Genomic DNA, 20,384 nt, shown 5'->3' with positions numbered 1-20,384 from the left:
AAACATTGTCGATCGCTAACTTGTGGTCTCCCGATCATTGGCTAGGCATACTGTTAAGGTTGTGCCTAGCCATGTTTGTTGGCGGAATTATTGGATGGGAGCGCCAACTCAGAAACAAACCAGCGGGATTGAGAACTCATATGCTAGTTAGTATGGGTTGTGCACTGTTTGTTTTAATGCCGCTGGCAATGGGGAAAAATGAAAACGGAGGAGATGCTGTAGCGCGCGTAATTCAAGGGATTGCTGCCGGGATTGGGTTTTTGGGAGGCGGAGAAATCCTGCGGCAAAATCACCAGGAAAGAGGCAAAGTTGAAGTTCACGGCCTCACCTCTGCCGCCGCTATTTGGGTGTCAGCAGCTTTAGGAACTGCTGCCGGATGTGGGTTGTGGCAACTGGCATTAATTGGCGCTTTAATGTCGCTGTTTGTTCTGAGAGTAATTAAAGAGTTAGAGCGCCGAGCTCGTAGGAAATAGTCTCAAGGATTATATAAAAGTGGGTATAATAACCGTTATAACGTTTGTAGTGACGGGAAGTACGAGCGAGTTTTATGACGGTCAAAATCCTCACTACCAACTAATTTTATTGCGGTCGATGGAGGGTAAATAATATTAGCTGTTTCATACCAAGTCCAGTTAATCACTGCTCATAAATTGTTTGCCCTCATCCCAGCTATACCTGTCCAAATGGTGAACAAGGGGCCTTACACAATTTGAGGATGATTATTGTGGGCATTGGTGTCAACTTAACGTTAAACCCTCATTCCGGCAGGGGTTTCAGCAAGAGTCTCAAAGTCAAAGTCCTCTCAAAGAGGACTAATGAGTTCTTCAGTCCTCTTTGAGAGGACTTTCGCTATGAGACAGGGAATTCATTCCCTGGCGGACTTCCGGGTGAGCGGGAGGACTGGCGGACTAAAAGCTTAAGTTGACACTAATATATTGTGGGGTGTTCCGCCTGGTGTGAAAATACACGCCTTCGGACTACGAGAGCCCATCCCCCAAAAAAACAATCAAAATTATCCCGCAATTATGCAACGCCTAAAAAGTGGCTCAAACGCTTGAAATCTCTGCTTGGGGCGATCGATAAATCTTCTCCATTTGATAGAGTATTAACAATACATAACTTTTCAATAATAATGCTCAACTTTTACGAAGCAAACACTTTGACTACGCCTTGACAGGTCTGGTCATCCAAGCCTGACCTTTGACGAGTGAATTCCTCACTATCCACTGACATATTCATTTTAATATTTATTTCAATTTTATTTAACTTGCTCAACACCCATTGAACCAAAATACCAATATTTTTTAAATTAATGAGTATATAAATCAGCAAAATAACTATACATAACCAGCCTTTAGTGAGTATAAGAATTAATATCTACCTGACCAGATAACTGAAAAAAAATTAATTCCTATCTGGAAAAACTGGCATTTTTATCAATTCCAAAGACTCTTGCCTCACCCGACCAGCCATTGCAGCTAACTGCAAGCTCATAAAAGCATTCAAATCTTCCAAATCACCCTTGGCTGAGGAAAAAAATTTCAGCATTTCATTTTCTGCTTCCAAACTCAGATATCCAGCGGCAATAGCTTGTTTTACAACTTCACGAACCTGCACTGTAGAAATGTCCCTTACTAAATTTTAACTAATCAAAAGCCAACTAATTACTAACAGGAAGTTTCGGAAGCCGTCTCGCCAAAGATTTCAAATTTTTTCAGCTCACGAGACTCTTGTTTCACTCCTCCGGACATAGCTGCTAGTTGCAAAGCCATAAAAGCATTTAAGTCTTCCAAGTCATATTTGGTGGTAGTTAACATCCGCCGCAGTTGATTTTCGGCTTCAAGGGTTAGATAGCCCAGAGCCAGAGCTTGCTGGGCGAGGTCGCGAATTAGTACCATAACACTTCGGGATTTTATTGGTTCAAGCCTAAGTATCGAATGTTTTCACAGAATCAGCAGTGACGGCTATTGCTCGATAGGTGTGACATTGTTACGGGCCACTCGTGACAGCCGGAGTCGCAGAGTGTGACTAATTCTTTGCACGGTTGTGACGGCGATCACATGGGGGATGCCAGAGGAGGAGTCGGAGAGTGGGGAGTCGGAGAGTGTCCGGGTGTCTGGGTGCGGGAGTCGGAGAGTGTCCGAGTGGAGGAGTCGGAGAGGGGGAGCATTTTTCTTCTTCCCTCGGACTAATGACTGATGACTACTGCCTTCTACCTTCAGAAGACGCTCAACGTCTATAATCAGCAAGTTAAATATTTACTGCAAGACCCATATGGAACTAGCTCATAAAGATTTGCTACAACAAATAGCCCGACTATCTGAAACTTATGCTAATTTGGCCGATCGCCTATCCCAAGCAGCAAAACAACTGCAAGACTCCGGCCTTCCTCCCTCTGACAGCTTGCTGCAAGAAGTAGCCGCCTACAGCCGCAACTTTGCCGCAGTCCAAAAACAAGCTCTCGAAGCAAACAAATCCGCGATCGCCCCAGGAGAAATTACTTCCCTCAAAGACATTCAAAACTTAGTCGAGACTGCCTCCGCTTCTGAAGGTAAAGCAGAAATTCGCGATGCAGCATTGAAAGTGATCGATCGAGTATTGGCGATCGCCCACCGCGAACAAAGCGACTTCGCGCCCTTACAATCAGTTCATGCCAGAGCCCGCGAACTGCTGCGCGCGATTTCCGAATCAACCCCAACTCAACTGCATTCAGACGCAGAATCCTTAGTCAGCGGCAAACACCCAGTTTCAGCAGTCCTCGCCCTGGTGGAACAGCAAGACAAATTAGACGACGAACAGTGGGTAATCCTCGAAGAAACAGTCAGCGCCGCTTTTGGCAAACAAATAGCCGTAGCCATTTCCAGAGGCAAATTAACCATTGCTGAGATGGTAAAAGCAGCACCTGCAAAAGTCGAACCCGCATTTAAACCAGCGCCAGAACAAAAAATCAGCGCCGAACCTTTGCCAGAAGTGATTGTCATCCCGTCAGGAAATGTGGCACCGAAACAAGTTACAGTTGCGCCACAGATCCAGATTTTGGAATCCCCCGCACCTTCTGCCCCCATGCACGAGGTGATTATTGTTCCCAGTGTGGAAGTACCTAAGTCTCTTCAGACAACCGGTTCCGGGAACATTGTTTTTGGAGCACCTAGGGACATTCAACCAGCGGTGGCAGTAGAGGGCGCTTTGGGAATCAAAGTTTTGGTGCACATTCAGGGAATTGGCGATCGAACTTTCGGTGCTCAAGAATACGCGGGCTCTAAAGGTCAAGGGCGGCGCGTCGAAGGATTTCAAATTAATATCGATCCCCCAATTCCCGGCTTAAATGTCGAGTACATGGCTCACGTCGAAGGTGTGGGCGACACTCCTTGGCTCAGTCAGGGAGAATTGGCCGGTTTTCGGGGTCAAGCGAAACGAATTGAAGGATTTGCAGTGCGATTGAGCGGGCCGCAAGCTGATAAATACGACGTATTTTATAACGCTCACATTCAGAATATCGGCGACACCGACGTGTCCTCCAACGGCGAATATTGTGGCACTCGCGGTAAAGCTTTGAGAATAGAGGGCATCAAAGTTTGGATCGCGCCGTCTGCGAGTTCCCAAACAGTGGCGCCTGTGGGTTTAAAAGTGTTGGCGCACATTCAAGGAATTGGCGATCGAACTTTTAGCGATCGAGAATACGCGGGTACTAAAGCTCAAGGCCGCCGCGTGGAAGGATTTCAAATTAAAATAGAGCCTCCCGTTGCCGGTTTAAATTTGCAGTACATGGCTCACGTTGAAGGAGTTGGCGATACTGCTTGGATCTCGGAAGGGGAGTTAGCTGGATTCCGGGGCAAAGCCAAGCGGATTGAGGGATTTGCCGCGCGGCTGACTGGGCCGCAAGCTGATAAGTATGACGTATTTTATACGGCTCACATCCAGAATGTGGGCGATACTCCTGTTACTGCTAACGGTCAATATTGCGGCACTCGCGGCAAAGGTTTGAGGGTTGAGGGGATGACTTTTTGGGTTGAGCCGAAAGCGTAAAAATTGAGAATGAATGGAAAATTTGCCGTTGCATTTTCCCTTCATTTAACACCGGGTTTTTTAACCAAAATATGCCATGACAGTCAGGGGTATTAGGTGAAAAAATCCGGTTTATCGCCACCCAACGACAGGAATTATAGCGCACGATCTCAGAAACCGGGTTTCTGAGTGTATTTTTCGTACTCAACCGAAATTTGTCGCAGAAACCCGGTTTCTCGTCACCTGCAAAGTCTTGGCGCACGCTGATCTCACTACTATTTGTTAAATTGGTTGAAAATAATGCTTGAACAATAGGTAAAAGCTTCAAAAACAAGAGTTAAGTTTAATCAAATTTTGTATATTAAACTGGTCGGCGTTGCTTAATCAGGGCATCAAAAAAAATAGTTAAAAATCCAGAAGCTTTGTGGATAGTGGTTTCTCTGATATCATTTCCGGTTACACTCATACATGATGTTGACGGTTGACGGTTGACGGTTGACTGTTCACTGTTCACTGTCAACAGTCAACCGTCAACAGTGAACTCGAATTTACTATTCCGATGCTAACGGATTTGATATGACTTGCATATTTAGCCCTTCATACCGTAAATCAGCAACGCCACTTTTTGTTGGGTAGAGTTTCGATTCGCACTGTACTCGACAAAACAGGACAACCCGACCAATAATCCGTAACTCAACTCGATGACTTATTTCCCTTGCAACACCGTACCGTTCGAGGAGAATTGTAGCTGCGATTAATATCATTTACAGTAATTAATAGCGAAACAAAACCTATAATGGTCAACTAGAAAAAATTATGCCATACAGTCAATTTACTACGATCGCCAAAGCGAAACAAGCTTTCGGTCTCACAGTCCAAGAGGGAACTCGCTTTATACCTCCGCTAAACCCGATCGCACCCTCAGACATTCTCAGCGGTACTCTCAATGATAGCCTCCCCATCGTCGCTACATCGGGAAGTGAAAAAGCGCGATCGGAAGGAATCATCTATCCCGTACTGCTGGAAGTGAGGCGGATTCTCGATCGCCAAATTAGCCTCTTCTCCGGCGAAGATTTCACCATCGACGAAGCTGTCGGACTGAATGGAGTGTTTGATTTTCTGCTGACGCGATCGTCCGAAGTCCTAGAAATTGAAGCCCCCGCCGTTGTAATTGTCGAAGCTAAAAAGACCGACCTCAAAAGCGGATTGGGTCAGTGTATTGCCGAAATGGTTGCCGCTCAACGCTTCAATCAAGCCAAAGAAAAAAACATCCCCATCATTTATGGGAGCGTGAGTAATGGCATTCAATGGCAATTTATCCAACTCGAAAACCAAACTGTGACGATCGACTTATCCGTCTATCCTCTGCCCCCTGTCGAGCAAATCCTCAGCTTTTTCGTTTGGATGATGCAGAATGATGCCGTTAACTCAGAAACAATTTAACCGATACTTTTTTGCTAACATTTGCTAACAAATACATAAGTTGAGATCAGATCTCAACCAAGGCGTATCAACCGATGCCCGTAGAATTTTCTACAAGCACTTATATTCTTGCCTTCAGCTTGGTTATCGCTTACAGCCCCACGCCAATCTGATTATTTGCTTTGATAATGTAGAGGCAACTTATTTATATAGCGGTTGCGTACTACCAAGGTTTTTCACCTACATCTGAGTGGCTAAATTCATTCTATATGACATGAACACCAGAAGGCAAATGTAACTGATTGTTAGCAAATGTGAGAAAAAATCTTACTTTTAATCAACCTTCCAAAGCCGCCAAAAGACACAGCAATAAAGCCTCCGTCCACTCGACTACAGCACCGTAAGTATCGCCCGTGTGGCCGCCCAAACGGTGGTTAAACCAGGCTCCGGCAAAAATCCCGATCGCACTTCCCCCCAAAGCCATCCCCACCGCCAACAGCCACCGATCGCCCTCCAAGACAACTTGCACCACGCTCAAACTCAGCAGCAACAGCACTCCCGGTATAAAATCAAAAGGAGAATAAATCGATTCCTTGTGAAAAGCTCCCTTACCCTCTGCCCGGAGATAGGGATAGCGGGCGATCGCCACCAGTTGGGCCCACCTCCCCCAACCCGCGACACCCATCAAAGCCAGCCAGCGATAGTTATTCAAGTCCGAGAGAGCGGCAGTTTTCAGCAGCACGATCGCGATCGCAGCCATCGCCCCAAAAGCCCCTGTAACGCTGTCCCGCATGACTTCCAGCCGACGCACGGGGTCGGGTACAGCCAGCCCGTCCGCCGCGTCCATTGCCCCGTCTAGGTGCAGCCCGCCAGTCACCGCGATGCCCAAGACTACCACCAAGGCCGATCGAGTCAGAGCAGGCATTCCCAACAACTGCAACCCAACATCCGCCAGTCCCACCATCCCCCCAATCAAAAGCCCGATCGCCGGTGCCAAGCGGGCAATGCCCCGAAACTCCAAAGTCCAAGACACCGGTACCGGCAAACAAGTATAAAAAGCGACTGCGGCTGCGATGGCAGCGCCTTGATTCCGGAAAAAGTCGATCGTAGAGCGAACCCATTTATCATGCACCATAAGATAGAAAATTTTTCATCTGGTATGCAGTTGTCAATCGATTAGCGTGTGCCAGAATTGGACTGTAACACCCTAGTTTTTTGGATCGAGCATTCCTCCTGTCGCCCGCTCTTTTCCCCGGAAAACCTCTGTCGGCAGCGATCCCAAAGCTCCCTATCTAAAAAGACTAAACTCAAGATCCGCGTTTCCCTTCCCAAAAATTCTAGCTAACTCCCTGATTTTCAAGACGGGAACATACACTACAACAGAGGCTTTTACTCCATGAGTCACGATCAATTGAATAACAGGGTAGTTGCTCCTTGCATCATCGATACAGGGATTGTCGTCAACAAACGCGATATCAAAAGATTGCTGTTTGATTTAGGACGTGTCCGCTACCTTCACATACAAGATGGCCAGATTTATAGCGAAGGGGAAGGTTATGTACTCGAAGTCTTCGCCAACCCCCACCGTTCTACCCTGATTGCCAATCATGCGCTTTATTTGAACGTGTATAGTTTTGATTACCTGGAACTGAAACAGTCCCCGGTCGATGGTGCTTATTTTGACTTGGTTCAAGACGGACGGCTGTTGCGGTTAATTCCCCTCTCCAATCCTTTGCAAGAACAATTCGCCCGGAATTTAAATGCTGCGGCTTTGGATGCGGTTGTCGATCAGGTACTCTCAGGCAACTGGGATCTGCAATTGGATGATGATGATTCCCCCTTTTAATGGTCAGTCGATTTTAGATTTTAGATTTTAGATTTTAGATTTACTCGCAGCGCCGTGAATCTGGGAGGTAGAACTAAGGTCTAAAATTTTTTGCCCTCCACGACGATTGTCGGAAACTTGTCTCCGTTTTTGGGCGGGGTCATTCGATTTTAGATTTTCGATTGTCGATTTTGGATTGACTTGCGCGAGATAAATTCGGGGGCTTGAGGATTTTCGATTGTCGGTTTTGGATTGATTCCACGGATAAATCACGTGGCGGGTACCATCTAGAAATTCTCGGTCATGAGTTTTTTGTCGCGATGTCAACAACAATAGATTAAATAACACTCACATCTTGCACCATTCTCGCTTAACAGGCTTTTCGGCCTGTTCCACAAAGAGTGAATTTTCTTGTGGAACAGGCCGAAAAGCCTGTTCCTAAACAAGTAATTGAGAATGGTGCAACATCTCAAATAACACGGACGGCCGAGTAGCGGTTAACGAGCATCGAGGACTAATGACTGAGGACAAGGCGAAATTTTCTTTTAAATGTCAGGCTAATTGCAGCCATACCCAAGCGCGTGCAGGGGTTTTTGCTACTCCCCACGGTGTTGTGGAAACACCTAAATTTATGCCAGTGGGGACGCTAGCTAATGTCAAAACTTTGACACCTGCACATCTTGAGGCGGCGGGTTCTCAAATGGTTTTGGCAAATACTTATCACTTGCACTTGCAGCCGGGGGAAGCAATTGTCGCAGGCGCGGGCGGATTGCATAAATTCATGGCTTGGCCGGGCCCGATGCTGACGGATTCGGGTGGCTTTCAGGTGTTTAGCTTGAGCCAAATGCGGACTATTTCTGAGAATGGGGTGACTTTTCGCTCTCCCCGCGATGGCCGCATGATTAATTTGACGCCGGAACGATCGATCGAAATTCAGAATCAGTTGGGCGCCGATGTGATTATGGCCTTTGACGAGTGTCCCCCTTACCCGGCTACACGGGAGGAGGTGGAGGCGGCCACAAATCGCACTTACCGCTGGCTGCAACGCTGCATTCAAGCTCACTCGCGTCCGGATCAAGCTTTGTTCGGCATCGTCCAGGGGGGCGTTTTCCCTGATTTGCGATCGCGCGCGGCGAACCAGTTGGTAGATTTGGATTTACCAGGCTACGCCATCGGCGGCGTTAGTGTGGGGGAATCGGGGGATTTGATCGCAGAGATTGTGAAGGTGACTGCGCCCCTGTTGCCGGCCAATAAACCGCGTTATTTGATGGGGATTGGGACTTATCGGGAAATGGCGCTGGCGGTGGCGAGTGGGGTAGATATGTTTGACTGCGTGATTCCGACTCGGCTGGCCCGCCACGGGACGGCTTTTGTTGGTGGGGAACGCTGGAGTTTGAAAAATGCTCGGTTCCGGGACGATTTTGCTCCGCTGGATGAGTCTTGTCCTTGTTATACCTGCCAAAAATTCAGTCGGGCTTATTTGGCCCATTTGGCGCGGGCTAACGAAGTGCTGGGGTATACTTTGCTTGCGATTCACAATGTGACGGAGTTGATTCGCTTTACTGGGAGGATGCGGGAGGCGATTTTTGCCGATCGATTTACTGAAGAGTTTGCCTACTGGCTTGCACCGAGAGTCGATCGATCATGATTGCCGTGGGTGAAGATATGCGACAATTATGAAAATTGTGTTGGATAGGTAGGTTGATTCATGGAAGCTGCATTACTCTTAGCAAAACTGCCCGAAGCTTATTCGATTTTTGAGCCTTTGGTTAATGTTTTGCCGGTCATTCCCGTATTTTTCTTGCTGCTGGCTTTTGTTTGGCAGGCGGCTGTAGGATTCAGATAAGTTTGATTTTGCTAAAAGCAGGGGCAATTTATGAATTGCTCCTGCTTTTACGTGTTGAGTTTTTGGGCTGATCTCGTTTACGGTTGTTTCGGAATGATTTAACCGCAGAGACCGCAGAGACCGCAGAGGAAGAGAAGAGAGAGATGAATAATTAATCCGTGTAGTGCCTTGCTTCAGCTACCGCCGATCGCACTTTTGAATGCCGGTCTTTCTGTGATCCGCTTGATGTAATCTACAACAGCCGGATAAGGACTGAGGTCGAGTTTTAGCATCATCGGAATGTAGGCTAAAATTGACCCGACTGCTGCGTCGGCGACGCCGAATTCATCACCCATTAAAAATGGCTGTTTCTCGAAGATTTCATTTAACGGTTTTAACAACTTGGGAGTTTCGCGATCGCGAGTTGCTTCTGTAAATATTCCCGGCCCCAGGGTGGCGTTAGCAAACGTGACCCACTGCACGATTTGAGCTTGCTGCTCCAAAGTGTCTGGCATTTTACCATGTTTTTGAGCTAAATATAGCAGAATTGCGCCGGATTCCCAAAGTTTAAAATCTCCATCAACAATTGCCGGTACTTTGCCGATCGGGTTAATTTCGAGATACTCTGGCTGCAAGTGTGCCCCTGCTTGCATATCCAGGGTGACGAATTCGTAAGGAATTCCTATTTCTTCTAGATACCACTTGACAATTGAGGCCCTGCTGCGGGCTCCGCCGTAAAGTTTCAGCACAAAATTTTTATCCTTTAACGCAATATTGCTGTTATAGCATTTTTTGGTCAGTTGTCAGTTGTCAGTTGTCAGTTGTCAGTTGTCAGTTGTTAGGAAAGCAGTTGTCAGTTGTCATTTGGGAAAATTCCCAATTATCTTTTTGCCAATTACCTTTTTCCCAATTACCCATTCCATTACCAATGACTACTGACTAATGACTGCTGACTAATGACTAATGACTAATGACTAATGGCAGTTCTGTCAAGTGCATAAACAAGATTCTGCTGCCAATAAAAATCAAAATTGCTCCGCCCAATATCTCAATTTTATTAGCAAACAAGTTGCCGCACTTGTTCCCGATAAACACGCCTGCAAAGGCTAAAAAGAAAGTAATAAATCCGATCGCAGTCACCGCAAGAGCAATAGAATCTTTCAGGACAGCAAATCCGATACCAACTGCGAGGGCATCGATACTCGTCGCCACCGACAGCGTTATCAAAGTCCCCGTATCTAAGGGATTGAACTTTTTCTCGCATTCTTCGCCTTGCAGCGATTCGTAAATCATTCTCCCGCCAATGAAACTCAACAGCCCAAAAGCTATCCAATGGTCGATCGGTGTTATCAAAAAACTAAAACTAAGACCGATTAACCATCCTATTACGGGCATTAAAGCTTGAAAACCTCCGAAAAATAAGGCAATTTTTAAAGCTTTATTGACCTTCATGTGTTTGATTGCTAAACCGCTCGAAACAGCGACAGCAAAAGCATCTGCTGCTAGTCCCAAGGAAAGTAAGATGGTAGTGGCTGCATCCATTTTTGTAAAGTGTTAGGTGTTATAAATAAAGTGTTCCTCTTGACTGTTTTAGTTTACACTTAATTTTGATATTATTGCGTTTTTATCATAATGTTTTCATTTTTATTTCAGATTTATTTCACAATTGGCGAGGGTTGAAAAAATTTGCGCTTAGCTGTATTATGTAAAAGATTATTTATCAACTAGCAGAATTAACGATGCCGCCATCTAGATTGTACCAGCCACTGCTGCTCAGGTTACTGCACGGGGTTAACGCTGCGATCGCCCTTTTAGCAATTGTGAGCGCATTTCTGGTTTACAACACCTACGATGGGCGGTTTGGCAAAGTCCCCGTGCCCCAGATTGCAGATATTATCGGGATTCACGGCACTTTTGGCAAGATGTTGCTGTTAGGAATAATGCCGGCTTTTGCATTGTACAGTTTCCACGCAGGTCAAAAACGCTTGGTGCAGCCGGATTCTTTTGGGAAACTAACGCAGTTGGGAAAACCGATTTGGTGGTACAGTTTGCACCGGATTGTGAACACGTTGATGTTGCTGGCACTGACTTGGGCGATCGCTTCTGGCAGTATGGTTAAGGAAGAATGGCTGCCGGCTGGGGAATTGACGCAGGTTTGGTATTATTTACACGCTTCTGGTTGGGTGGTATTGGTATTTTGTCTGGCAATGCACTTGTTGATGAGTGCGAAGGTGGGGGGTTTGCCGCTAATTTTGTCGATGTTTGATGCCGCCTATCGCCCGGAAGATTCGCCTGCTGCTTGGTGGAAGAAAATTCGCTCTTTTGTCGATCGCTCTTAATGTGAAAATGCTTAATTTGAAAATGAACAGAAATATTTTATTAATTGTTGCGGAAGTCTTAGTCATGGGAGGCTGGTTGTTTGCTGTGGTTGCACCTTTATTATTTCCATAATCCTATCATAGCAATTTGGGTTAACAAATGATCGTTAGGTTTGTAGTGAGGACTTCAGCCCTCTGTTTTATGGCTAAAGTCCTCATACCAATTTAATGTGAAGTTGCACATATCTCGATCCCCCTCGCATCCCCCTTAAGAAGGGGGACTTTGAGAGGAATCTTGTCCCCCCCTTTGTAGGGGCGGTGCCCCCGTGCCCGCCCTCTTGGCTAGGGGGGATCAGATTCTATGCAACCTCATAAAAAATTGGTATCAGTACAAACCGAAATTAAGCTTTTCGCGCAGCTTGCTAGCAAGATTTGCGACGGGTTTCTCTGGCGGCCAAATGCGATATCAAACGATCGGCAATTTTACCCTAAATTCAGCACCGCCCCCAGTTTGAGATTTAATTTGAGGTTGAACCGGAGATTCAACTGTCAGGCGGCCGCCGTGCAATTCTACAATAATTTTATAGCAAACCGACAACTCCAACCCGGTAAAATTTTTAAAGGATTTAGTATGACCAAACTCCTCAAATATTCTGGGTTGAATTTCCGGCGGAATAATTGAGCCATTGTGGGCGATCGCTACAACAATAAATCTGCCTTTATATTCCTCGACAATATCGGTTTTGATTGTAATAATTTGAGCGGAATTTTCAATACTTTTAACTGCATCTATAGCATGGATGATCAGACTCGCGAATACCTGGCTCAGTTGACCGGGATAACAAAAAATTGGTGGCAGGTTGTTGTACTCCTTGACTACTAATATTTTTTGCTCCAGTCTGTGAGCCAGCAACAGCAAAAGATTGTCGATGCTCTCATTAACGTTGGCGTGTTCTTTGTTGGCTTCGTCAGGAAGTGAAAATTTCCTCAAAGCCAGGACTATCTGGCGAATGCCATCGGCTCCTATTTTCAAAAAATTGAGGATTTGTGGCAACTCTTTGCTGATAAAATCTAGGTCGCAACGCTCTATTTTTTTGGCAATTCGTGGCACAGGCTCAGGATATTGTTCTCGATAGAGGCGAATTATACTAAGCAAATCTTTGATATAATCATTGAGGTGAATCAGGCGGCCGTAAATAAAGTTAATCGGGTTATTAATTTCCTGAGCAACTTCGGAGGCTAGTTGACCCACAATTGTAATTTTTTCGCTTTGTACTAAATGCTCTTCGGTGATTATGAGTTTGGCTAATACTTCTTCCAAAAGTTGGATTTCTTCTTGAATTTGCCCGTGGAGTTGGGATTGGGAAATTGCGATCGCCAGCGAGTCTGCAATTGCTTCCAAAACTTCCACCTCGTCGGGAGTCGCAAACCGGCGCTTTGCACAGGCAAACAGATATCCAAGCCGATGATTCTGAGTTAGTACGGGTACTGCTGCGTAGTGACGATTTGTGAGTTCGATATGGGCGTGTTCCTCAGACGCTGTGGCATCAGGGGCGGCGGTTTTATGTAGCAGTATCGTTTCGCAGCGGTGAAGCCGTGCAGCTAAATCTCCAGAGGGCCCTCCTGGAACACCAAAGATTCCCAAGCGCCCCGGCAAACCTTCCCGGCAATATTCCCAGCCAAATTCTAAAGTATCTTGTCGGGGGTCGTACCATGCGAAAATTGCTCGATCGAGCTTCAGTAAAGTACCGAGTTCGTCTACTGTAGTTTGGAGGATGCGATCGAGGCCCAAGCAAGCGCGAATGCGGCCGGTCAAGCGGTGGAGAAGGGCTTCTGTGCGACTGCGAATGCCATTTAGGACAAACAGCTTGAGCGCCACCATTGTTGCGAAAATAGCTGCGGCGGCAAGTACGCCGGCGGCTACTGCTAGTATCTTGAAAGGAAGGAGTTCTTTTTCGAGATTGTCGCGGGGAATTACAACGGCGATCGACCATTCAGCTTGTTCTAAAGGAAGATAGGCAACATAAACTCTGGCGTCGTTGATTTGAGTCAGCACAATGCCCGTTTTTTGATAAACCATCTCCCGCGCTACATTCGCCAAATTAGCATCTGCGGACTCTAAAAGACTCGGAGCCGGCTTGTGGATATTTCCGATTAATCGAGCGTCGGGATGGACAATTGGCACTCCTTGAGAATTGAGAACAAAAGCGTAAGTTCCTGCCCCATATTCCAGCTTTCCTACTACTTCGGCAATTCGATCCATGCTAATGACGCCGTTCATTACTCCGATCGGCTTTTCGGTTGTTTTATCAAGAGAATTTACCGAACTTGACCACACTGGAGCCGAAATGGGAACAATCCTTCTTGGTTTTTTGAGCGTGCGAGAAATGGTAGGATCTGAAACATAGACTTCCCCAGCCATTGCCTTTTTGAAGTGTTGGCGGTCGCTAACATTAATCAAGGATCTGCCCACTTTTGTGGTGAAATAAGAACCGTCGGGATCAATTAATGCCAAGTGCTGGAATTCTTGCAGTCGATTTACTTCCGATTTTAAATAAGGCTGTGCCACTGACCAATTCATCGAACGAACGGGAGGAGTGTGGGCGAGGATTTCGATCTCAGCCTTTCTAGTGCCGAGCCAGCGATCGATCTTGTTTGCCCGCTCCCTAACTTCTAACAAAGCATTTCGCTCGCTTTTGGTGATAATCAAGCGGCGAACGCTTTGATAGCTGATACAACCCGTAATGCTAGCTGCCAGAATTGTTCCCCCCAAAATTAAGAGCGCAGTTTGATACCCAAGATGGTATTCGCCCTTTAATCCCGCTGGCAATAGTTGAGTTAATTTCCACCACTTTACTCTCGCAAAGCTTCGCATGGTTTGACCAATTTGTGAGATTGAAATCCTTAGCTCACCTACTATCTACTCGCCCGCCTGCCAGTCGTCTTAAACTACTAGCATTCAATAATTGCGGGGATTTTTTAATTTTTTCCCCCCGAGCAGATCCTCTCGTTTCCGGTTGCACCGAAATGATATAAAGGACACGGCAGTGCCGTTTCCCTACCCAGATTAATTGTAGGGACACGGCACTGCCGTGTCCTAGCGGTGGGTAATATTAATTCCGAGGCTACCCGATTTGATATCACTTTGTTAAACAGGAATAATATCATACCACATTTTTGACCAATTAAAAAAGTTTATCAACTACTTAATTTTTGTTTACAGTCGTTAATAATTTATGTTATTTAGGTGATGTGAGCAGTAGACATTTTAGGTTGAGATGTTTGGTGTGTGTATTAATCAATAGTCCAGACTGTTTTTAGTTCGTAGTCTGAAACCCTTGATTTTCGGTTGGTATTTCGAGTACGCGATCGCCTTGAAACCGTTATTCTACGGTTGGTAATCAAAAACTGTCCGCAGTATTGCTTAATAACGAAATATTAAAAGTTTTTCGTTCATTATTAATGAAGGAAAAACTTGTTAAATCTTTAATTTACATCTCAACAATCAAAACTATTTTCCGTGCATCCGCTGGCTGAGGCACTGCTAAATTGCCCCAGTTGCGGGATTTGTTTAAAGAACCTTGTGAGTGTGTTCGTGCTGTTTCACATTGTCTTCAGTGCGAATGATGCGCTCGGAGTTGAGCACCCTTTTGCGTTCTAAGGAATAAGTAAAGTCGTTGCGAACTGTTCCCAAGGGAATGTGAAGTTGAGCTTGGGGGCGGATTTTGTAAGTGCGGGCAGCAGCGATCGCCCGAAAGCCAAATTCTTCGCTAAACTGAGCGGATGTCGGGAATTCTGGCAACATTTTGGGTGTTTCGCCGTCGAGCACTGCTCCCAAAGTCGTCCCGCAAACCATTAAATAGGATGTGGGAATTCCCTTCACAATTGCTTCTAAAGCTGCTGAGGGAATAGCTTCGATTACTTGCACTTCAAAAACTTCGCCTTCTTCTTTGATGAAGCAGGTAGCTACACCGACTGCTATGTAGTCGTCGGTGCCGAGATCAGGAGCGTTGGGATAAACTGTTGCAGTCGTCATAAGAAAAGCTTGGTAGTGTGGAAACCGGGAACGAGAAATTATATCATTTCCGGTAACACCGGAATGATGTTGGCTGTTGACTGTTGACTGTTGACTGTTCACTGTCAACAGTCAACCGTGAACTCGAATTTACTATTCCGATGCTAACGGATTTGATATTAAGCGATTTTAGATTTTAGATTTGAGATTTATTGCACGGTTTTTTTCGGGGATTTTACGTGAAAAATCTTAAACCGGCTGTTCTAATACCTAAAATTTTTTGGTTAAGCTCCAAGGAGCCGATCGCACGATTGTGTCGATCGTACCACATCAAGGTAGATGCCGGATGATTCGGCAAGGATTCCCCGCCGCCACAACGTTTGCGGGAATATCTTTGACAACAACACTGCCTGCGCCGATCGTGCTATTGTCGCCAATAGTGACTCCTGGACAAATAATACTGCCGCCGCCAATCCAAACATTATTGCCAATATTAATTTCAGCGGCGAGTTCTAGGCCAGAAATTCTCATTTCCGGGTCTGTGGGGTGAAAAGCGGTGTAAATTTGTACGTTGGGCCCGCACAATAAATTTTCGCCAATATTAACTCGATTGCAGTCGAGAATCACGCAGCCAAAATTCATATACAATCCGTTTCCCGCATAAATATTACTGCCGTAGTCGCAGTAGAAAGGTGGCTCGATTTCAACTTTTGGGCCAACTGCACCGAACCATTCGGCGAGAATTTCTAACCGTTTGTCTGGTTCGTCTTCGCGGGTTGAATTGTAAGTTCTGGCGAGGCGGCGGGCTCGCTGGCGATCTAAAATTAATTGCTCATCGGCAGCTAAATACAATTCGCCGGCAAGCATTTTTTGTTTTTCGGTTTTTTCCACAGTTTTTTCCACGGTAAGAATCGGCGGTTTCAACCGCTACTTCACCAACAAACTTCCTTTCTAAGTGACTGAAGAATAATGTAGGGTGCGCTAAGCTGTGTTGCATCTAGATTGCCTATGGTACTAGAGAGGGAGAGGGGGAGAAGGGGAGAGGGGGAGAGGATTTGACGATTTTTGATCGGGACTCGAAATATACAATTTAAATGCACAACAGCTTAGGCGCACCTTACCGCTATAATTAGCGCGTCAGATCATTTTTTGATTTTGTAGCATACATTTAGGGTTCAGGTTTTGACTGCAAACAAACAGCTAAATCCAGATTGGCTAATTTCTCAAAAGCTCGATCGATCGATCCTTTTCCCCGCAAAAAACCAGTATTTGCACCGGGACAAATATACTGTAAAGTTTCCGGCGAAAATCGATCGATAATTGACTTGACGCTGTTAATTTGCCTAGGCCAGTGAAAAGTTTTTGCCGTCAACAGCGGTACTGGGGCACCTTCGAGGTTGGGAAGCAAGTGTCTGCCCGAAAACAGCACTCCACCGCTGCCACTATGATAAAGGCAAGAGGAACCAGGAGAATGGCCAGGAGTCCAAAATGCTTTCATTCGATCGCTCACAACAAATTCACGCTCAAAAACCGTCACCTTCAAACCCGGCAGTAAATAAGCTTCCTGTTCTTGAATCAGGATCTCGCACCCCGTGGCTTCCTGAATCTCCCGCGCCTGGGCGATAGCGCCACGGTGGGTGAGAAACAGCAGTCGCACGCCGCCGTGTTCCCGCAAAAATGTTTGGTTAATCTCATCCCAAGCGGGACAATCCACCAGGATGTTAGTTTGGTTTTCTACAATGAAATAGGCTGTTGCACCCAGGGTATCCCGGTTAGGGGGGAAAGCCAGGATATTGTCGAGCACGGGCCTGGGTTGTTTGGAGACTGAACTCTGTTGTTTCAAGGAAGTATTTCAGAAGGGAATGGGATAAATATTATGTTCTTTTTACTATGGTTGTTCGTATTGGGGCTGATATCGTACTTCTTGTTGCAGAACGGCACCAGCCGCATCACCAGGACTCCGATATGGCTGCTGTGGCTGGTAATGATGGCGCCCGCGCTGATTTGGAGTGGTTGGATGTTAGTGTACGGCACCAGCAAAACTGTACCGCCGGAGTTGGTAATTATACCTTTTCTGGTTTGCCCTTTTTTGTATTGGTTTTTGGTACAGTTGGGGCGCAAGAAAATTACGGCGGAAACTGTTGAGCAGGTAGCAGACTCTGCGACTGAACCTGTAAAGCCAAAACCGCCCGTGCGCCCGATCAATCAAGAAGAAGAAGCGAGTTTGCGCGATTGTTTTCCTTGGTCAATTTACTTTTTGCGAGATTTGGAATTTCGGCCGCAGGCTGTAATTTGTCGCGGACAGTTGCGGACAAACCCGGAGGCGGCTTATCAGGCGATTCGGGAGAATGTGGAGAGGCTTTTTGGCGATCGCTTTTTAGTAGTATTTCAAAACAGCTTGAGCGGTCAACCTTTTTTTGCTATCGTTCCCAATCCCAGCCACCAATCAGGGGAAACTCCTGTCACAACCGAATCTGTAACCCGGCCATTTTTCGCCTTAGCTTTGCTGCTAATCACGGTGTTTACGACTACGCTTGTCGGGGCGCGACTTGCCGGAGTTACTGAACAAGCTTTGCAGTCCAACCCATCAATGTTGCTGCAGGGTTTGCCTTACTCGCTGGCTCTAATTACTTTTTTGGGAATTCACGAATCCGGCCACTATTTAGCTGCCCGATTTTACAAAATTCGCACGACTTTGCCTTATTTTATTCCGATTCCTTTTTTCTTGGGAACTTTTGGCGCTTTCATTCAAATACGGAGCCCAATTCCCAACCGCCGAGCTTTATTTGATGTTAGTATTGCCGGGCCCCTGGCGGGTTTAGTTGCGGCAGTGCCATTATTAATTTGGGGTTTGGATCATTCGACAATTGTACCGCTGTCAGACAAGTCGGGAATGTTAAATTTTGACTCTTTCAAACCCAATTTTTCGCTGCTGATGAGTCTCTTGAGCAAGTTAACCTTGGGTGGTGCTTTCAATGCGGAAACTGCGATCGATTTGCATCCGGTAGCGGTGGCGGGTTATTTGGGTTTGATCGTGACGGCGTTTAATTTGATGCCGGTGGGACAACTCGACGGCGGGCACATTGTACACGCGATGTTCGGCCAGCGAGCGAGTATGGCGATCGGGCAAGTTGCTAGACTTTGTATGCTGCTGCTTTCTTTTTTGGAACAGGGTTTGCTGCTGTGGGCGATTATTTTGTTTTTCACGCCGCTAAACGACGAACCGGCGTTGAATGATGTCAGTGAATTGGATAATCGGCGGGATTTTTTGGGGTTGCTGGCGATCGGGCTTTTGTTAATGATTTTGTTACCCGCGCCCAGGGTACTCCTTGAGTGGTTAAATGTTTAGTCTCAAGAAGGGGAAGGGGAAGGGGAAATAGGAAGAAGGAAAAGGTTCATAAATCCTAGGGACTTTAGCATTTATCAACCCGCTCTTTCTAGACGCGATCGCGACGAGCGCGGCAAAATACATATTGTTAAAAAATTATCATCAATATTGACATTGAAACCATAGATGTGTTATTGTTTTCCCTGATTACGGGATAGATTCACCCACTGCAAGTGCTGCCATAGGTGCGATCGGCTAGATTTGCTAGCTAGTAGCTAGGTAAATTGGGAAGTCGATTCAGGGGAATTGGCATTTCAAATTTAATTAAACAGGACTTACGCACAGCCTATACATATAGCGTTCATATAGCGTTTCGTAGGGGCAATCCCTCCGGCGTTGCCTCTATCCATAGGATTGTTGCGTCCAGAACTATTGAATTTACCCTAGTCCCCTCGTCTTTGGTATAATGTGCGGGATCATTTAATAAAATTAAAATCGAGCTATGAATATTTTTGTACTTTCTTCACGGGGTTTATGGTCGAGCGTTTCCTGGGACCCTGTTTTTGAATTAGAAAATATTGTGGTACGAACCTGCAACGCACAACTTTTGGTACCATCTGCCCGCGATGTAATCCAGTGGTCATCCACACTTTATCCGCTAGCTGGTCGAGTAATCCGTAAAGCTGTTAAGTCTACTACAGGTGTATATAATTTACCACCTTTACCTCAATTGTCAGACAAACCTAATGTTTTACTGATGATTGGGATATCAGGAGCCGATCTGGAACTACTCTCAAGTATACCTAAGTGGAGGGAGCGTTTTGATGTTGTCATCGCTTATATTTTCGATTCTTGGGCACCGGAAATTTATTCAAAAAATGTCTATCATTTAGATCATTTATTCGTGGCACTTCCAGAAATTATAGATGAACTGAAAAAACGTTTTGGTATACCAGTATCCCTGATCCCTTTTGCTGCTGATGTTCTCGCTCAGGGTTCGTGTCAACTCAAGCGTTCAATAGATTTAACAAGCTTCGGGCGGATACCTTCACATTATGACACTGTGTTGTTAAATAAATTCAATCAACCTGGTTCCGAACAAATTTACTATAAATCTACGCCCAGAACAGCAGAGGAATTTCCGAAATTGCCTTACGAAATGCGTAGAGACGAGCCAGATACTCGGCTGCTATTTCACATTCTCAGACATAGCAAACTCACCTTGGCATTTGACACTCTCTATCCTGGTATGCGTCGGTTTCCTTACTCGTTTATTACACTGCGTTGGTTTTATGGTACTGCGACTGGCGGTGCGGTAGTTGGGAAGCGTCCAACTACACCTCTAATGGATGAGTTGATGAATTGGGAAGATGCTACTATTGAGTTGCCCGATGACCCGCAAAAAAGTGTTGAATTCATTAATGAACTTTTACAGGACGAGGTGAGGCTTAATTCTATATACAAACGCAACTATGTTGAGAGTTTAGCCCGTCACGATTGGAGGCATCGGATTCAAAGTATGCTGGAATCTGTGAAAATTCCTCTACCGCAGGGACTGCTGGAAGAACTGTCACAGATGAAGATGATTCATGAAAAAATGGTCAGCCGATTTTAGATTTGGGATTTGGGATTTGGGATGGGAGCTA

Annotated in this window: 19 protein-coding genes; 10 read left to right on the top strand and 9 right to left on the bottom strand. The window is 45.9% G+C overall.

Annotated elements, in window-relative coordinates:
• The first annotated feature begins 71 nt into the window (after positions 1-71).
• Positions 72-473 carry an MgtC/SapB family protein gene (locus QUA00_RS02655; RefSeq protein ID WP_333144774.1) on the top strand — a complete coding sequence of 134 codons (402 nt, stop codon included), beginning with the start codon at positions 72-74 and terminating at the stop codon, positions 471-473.
• Between the two features lie 931 nt (positions 474-1,404).
• On the opposite strand, the gene QUA00_RS02650 is transcribed toward QUA00_RS02655, so the two are convergent.
• Positions 1,405-1,617 (bottom strand): hypothetical protein, encoded by a 213-nt coding sequence (locus tag QUA00_RS02650; RefSeq protein WP_333408602.1) that lies wholly within the window; start codon positions 1,615-1,617, stop codon positions 1,405-1,407.
• A 50-nt stretch (positions 1,618-1,667) separates the two neighbouring features.
• Positions 1,668-1,898: a hypothetical protein gene (locus QUA00_RS02645; RefSeq protein ID WP_333064039.1), complete on the bottom strand. Its 231-nt coding sequence runs from the start codon at positions 1,896-1,898 to the stop codon at positions 1,668-1,670.
• 126 nt (positions 1,899-2,024) lie between these two features.
• Here QUA00_RS02645 and QUA00_RS02640 point away from each other — a divergent pair, with 126 nt between their 5' ends.
• From QUA00_RS02640 to QUA00_RS02630, 3 genes are all read left to right on the top strand, one after another.
• The gene (locus QUA00_RS02640; RefSeq protein ID WP_333408601.1) at positions 2,025-2,192 is read left to right on the top strand and encodes a hypothetical protein; all 168 of its coding nucleotides are present in this window, start codon (positions 2,025-2,027) and stop codon (positions 2,190-2,192) included.
• An 82-nt stretch (positions 2,193-2,274) separates the two neighbouring features.
• Positions 2,275-4,026, top strand: a complete 1,752-nt coding sequence (locus QUA00_RS02635; RefSeq protein WP_333408600.1) for a hypothetical protein — start codon at positions 2,275-2,277, stop codon at positions 4,024-4,026.
• 795 nt (positions 4,027-4,821) lie between these two features.
• Positions 4,822-5,448, top strand: coding sequence for a hypothetical protein (locus tag QUA00_RS02630; RefSeq protein WP_333144769.1), 627 nt, complete (start codon positions 4,822-4,824; stop codon positions 5,446-5,448).
• Between the two features lie 316 nt (positions 5,449-5,764).
• Here QUA00_RS02630 and cobS read toward each other — a convergent pair whose 3' ends face one another.
• Positions 5,765-6,562 (bottom strand): adenosylcobinamide-GDP ribazoletransferase, encoded by a 798-nt coding sequence (gene cobS / locus QUA00_RS02625; protein ID WP_242722367.1) that lies wholly within the window; start codon positions 6,560-6,562, stop codon positions 5,765-5,767.
• Between the two features lie 261 nt (positions 6,563-6,823).
• Here cobS and QUA00_RS02620 point away from each other — a divergent pair, with 261 nt between their 5' ends.
• The 3 genes from QUA00_RS02620 to QUA00_RS02610 all read left to right on the top strand — a co-directional run bounded on the left by QUA00_RS02620 (position 6,824) and on the right by QUA00_RS02610 (position 9,098).
• A complete protein-coding gene (locus QUA00_RS02620; protein ID WP_333144768.1) occupies positions 6,824-7,273 on the top strand; it encodes a hypothetical protein in 450 nt (149 codons plus the stop codon).
• A gap of 496 nt (positions 7,274-7,769) precedes the next feature.
• A complete protein-coding gene (gene tgt / locus QUA00_RS02615) occupies positions 7,770-8,900 on the top strand; it encodes a tRNA guanosine(34) transglycosylase Tgt (protein ID WP_333144767.1) in 1,131 nt (376 codons plus the stop codon).
• Positions 8,901-8,960: 60 nt separating this feature from the next.
• Entirely contained in the window at positions 8,961-9,098 is a 138-nt protein-coding gene (locus QUA00_RS02610; protein ID WP_006634808.1) for a photosystem II reaction center protein K, read from the top strand.
• A 173-nt stretch (positions 9,099-9,271) separates the two neighbouring features.
• Here QUA00_RS02610 and QUA00_RS02605 read toward each other — a convergent pair whose 3' ends face one another.
• Positions 9,272-9,826 carry a glutathione S-transferase family protein gene (locus QUA00_RS02605; RefSeq protein WP_333144766.1) on the bottom strand — a complete coding sequence of 185 codons (555 nt, stop codon included), beginning with the start codon at positions 9,824-9,826 and terminating at the stop codon, positions 9,272-9,274.
• A 211-nt stretch (positions 9,827-10,037) separates the two neighbouring features.
• Positions 10,038-10,619, bottom strand: a complete 582-nt coding sequence (locus QUA00_RS02600) for a manganese efflux pump MntP family protein (protein ID WP_333144765.1) — start codon at positions 10,617-10,619, stop codon at positions 10,038-10,040.
• 197 nt (positions 10,620-10,816) lie between these two features.
• Between QUA00_RS02600 and QUA00_RS02595 the strand changes: the two genes are divergently transcribed.
• Entirely contained in the window at positions 10,817-11,416 is a 600-nt protein-coding gene (locus QUA00_RS02595) for a cytochrome b/b6 domain-containing protein (RefSeq protein WP_333408599.1), read from the top strand.
• A 445-nt stretch (positions 11,417-11,861) separates the two neighbouring features.
• Here QUA00_RS02595 and QUA00_RS02590 read toward each other — a convergent pair whose 3' ends face one another.
• The 4 genes from QUA00_RS02590 to QUA00_RS02575 all read right to left on the bottom strand — a co-directional run bounded on the left by QUA00_RS02590 (position 11,862) and on the right by QUA00_RS02575 (position 17,253).
• Positions 11,862-14,270: a cache domain-containing protein gene (locus tag QUA00_RS02590; protein WP_333144763.1), complete on the bottom strand. Its 2,409-nt coding sequence runs from the start codon at positions 14,268-14,270 to the stop codon at positions 11,862-11,864.
• A gap of 696 nt (positions 14,271-14,966) precedes the next feature.
• Complete coding sequence (locus tag QUA00_RS02585; protein WP_333144762.1) at positions 14,967-15,431, bottom strand: hypothetical protein; 465 nt, start codon at positions 15,429-15,431, stop codon at positions 14,967-14,969.
• A gap of 309 nt (positions 15,432-15,740) precedes the next feature.
• Positions 15,741-16,301, bottom strand: a complete 561-nt coding sequence (locus tag QUA00_RS02580; RefSeq protein WP_333144761.1) for a sugar O-acetyltransferase — start codon at positions 16,299-16,301, stop codon at positions 15,741-15,743.
• Positions 16,302-16,578: 277 nt separating this feature from the next.
• Positions 16,579-17,253 carry an MBL fold metallo-hydrolase gene (locus QUA00_RS02575; RefSeq protein ID WP_333408598.1) on the bottom strand — a complete coding sequence of 225 codons (675 nt, stop codon included), beginning with the start codon at positions 17,251-17,253 and terminating at the stop codon, positions 16,579-16,581.
• Between the two features lie 33 nt (positions 17,254-17,286).
• On the opposite strand from QUA00_RS02575, the gene QUA00_RS02570 reads away from it, so the two are divergent.
• Together QUA00_RS02570 and QUA00_RS02565 are read left to right on the top strand one after the other, a co-directional pair.
• Entirely contained in the window at positions 17,287-18,759 is a 1,473-nt protein-coding gene (locus tag QUA00_RS02570; RefSeq protein ID WP_333144759.1) for a site-2 protease family protein, read from the top strand.
• A gap of 481 nt (positions 18,760-19,240) precedes the next feature.
• Positions 19,241-20,353 (top strand): glycosyltransferase, encoded by a 1,113-nt coding sequence (locus QUA00_RS02565; protein WP_333105143.1) that lies wholly within the window; start codon positions 19,241-19,243, stop codon positions 20,351-20,353.
• Positions 20,354-20,384: the final 31 nt, after the last annotated feature.

It is taken from the genome of Microcoleus sp. T2B6 (genome assembly GCF_036700475.1).
Classification (GTDB): domain Bacteria; phylum Cyanobacteriota; class Cyanobacteriia; order Cyanobacteriales; family Microcoleaceae; genus Microcoleus.
This window is presented reverse-complemented; position numbering and strand designations above follow the sequence as displayed.

Excerpts from the sequence above, each read along its gene's own strand:
- QUA00_RS02655 (WP_333144774.1), top strand. The coding sequence starts at position 72 with ATGTTTGTTGGCGGAATTATTGGATGGGAGCGCCAACTCAGAAACAAA.
- QUA00_RS02645 (WP_333064039.1), bottom strand. The coding sequence starts at position 1,898 with ATGGTACTAATTCGCGACCTCGCCCAGCAAGCTCTGGCTCTGGGCTAT.
- QUA00_RS02635 (WP_333408600.1), top strand. The coding sequence starts at position 2,275 with ATGGAACTAGCTCATAAAGATTTGCTACAACAAATAGCCCGACTATCT.
- QUA00_RS02630 (WP_333144769.1), top strand. The coding sequence starts at position 4,822 with ATGCCATACAGTCAATTTACTACGATCGCCAAAGCGAAACAAGCTTTC.
- cobS (WP_242722367.1), bottom strand. The coding sequence starts at position 6,562 with ATGGTGCATGATAAATGGGTTCGCTCTACGATCGACTTTTTCCGGAAT.
- QUA00_RS02620 (WP_333144768.1), top strand. The coding sequence starts at position 6,824 with ATGAGTCACGATCAATTGAATAACAGGGTAGTTGCTCCTTGCATCATC.
- tgt (WP_333144767.1), top strand. The coding sequence starts at position 7,770 with ATGACTGAGGACAAGGCGAAATTTTCTTTTAAATGTCAGGCTAATTGC.
- QUA00_RS02610 (WP_006634808.1), top strand. The coding sequence starts at position 8,961 with ATGGAAGCTGCATTACTCTTAGCAAAACTGCCCGAAGCTTATTCGATT.
- QUA00_RS02600 (WP_333144765.1), bottom strand. The coding sequence starts at position 10,619 with ATGGATGCAGCCACTACCATCTTACTTTCCTTGGGACTAGCAGCAGAT.
- QUA00_RS02595 (WP_333408599.1), top strand. The coding sequence starts at position 10,817 with ATGCCGCCATCTAGATTGTACCAGCCACTGCTGCTCAGGTTACTGCAC.
- QUA00_RS02590 (WP_333144763.1), bottom strand. The coding sequence starts at position 14,270 with ATGCGAAGCTTTGCGAGAGTAAAGTGGTGGAAATTAACTCAACTATTG.
- QUA00_RS02585 (WP_333144762.1), bottom strand. The coding sequence starts at position 15,431 with ATGACGACTGCAACAGTTTATCCCAACGCTCCTGATCTCGGCACCGAC.
- QUA00_RS02570 (WP_333144759.1), top strand. The coding sequence starts at position 17,287 with ATGTTCTTTTTACTATGGTTGTTCGTATTGGGGCTGATATCGTACTTC.
- QUA00_RS02565 (WP_333105143.1), top strand. The coding sequence starts at position 19,241 with ATGAATATTTTTGTACTTTCTTCACGGGGTTTATGGTCGAGCGTTTCC.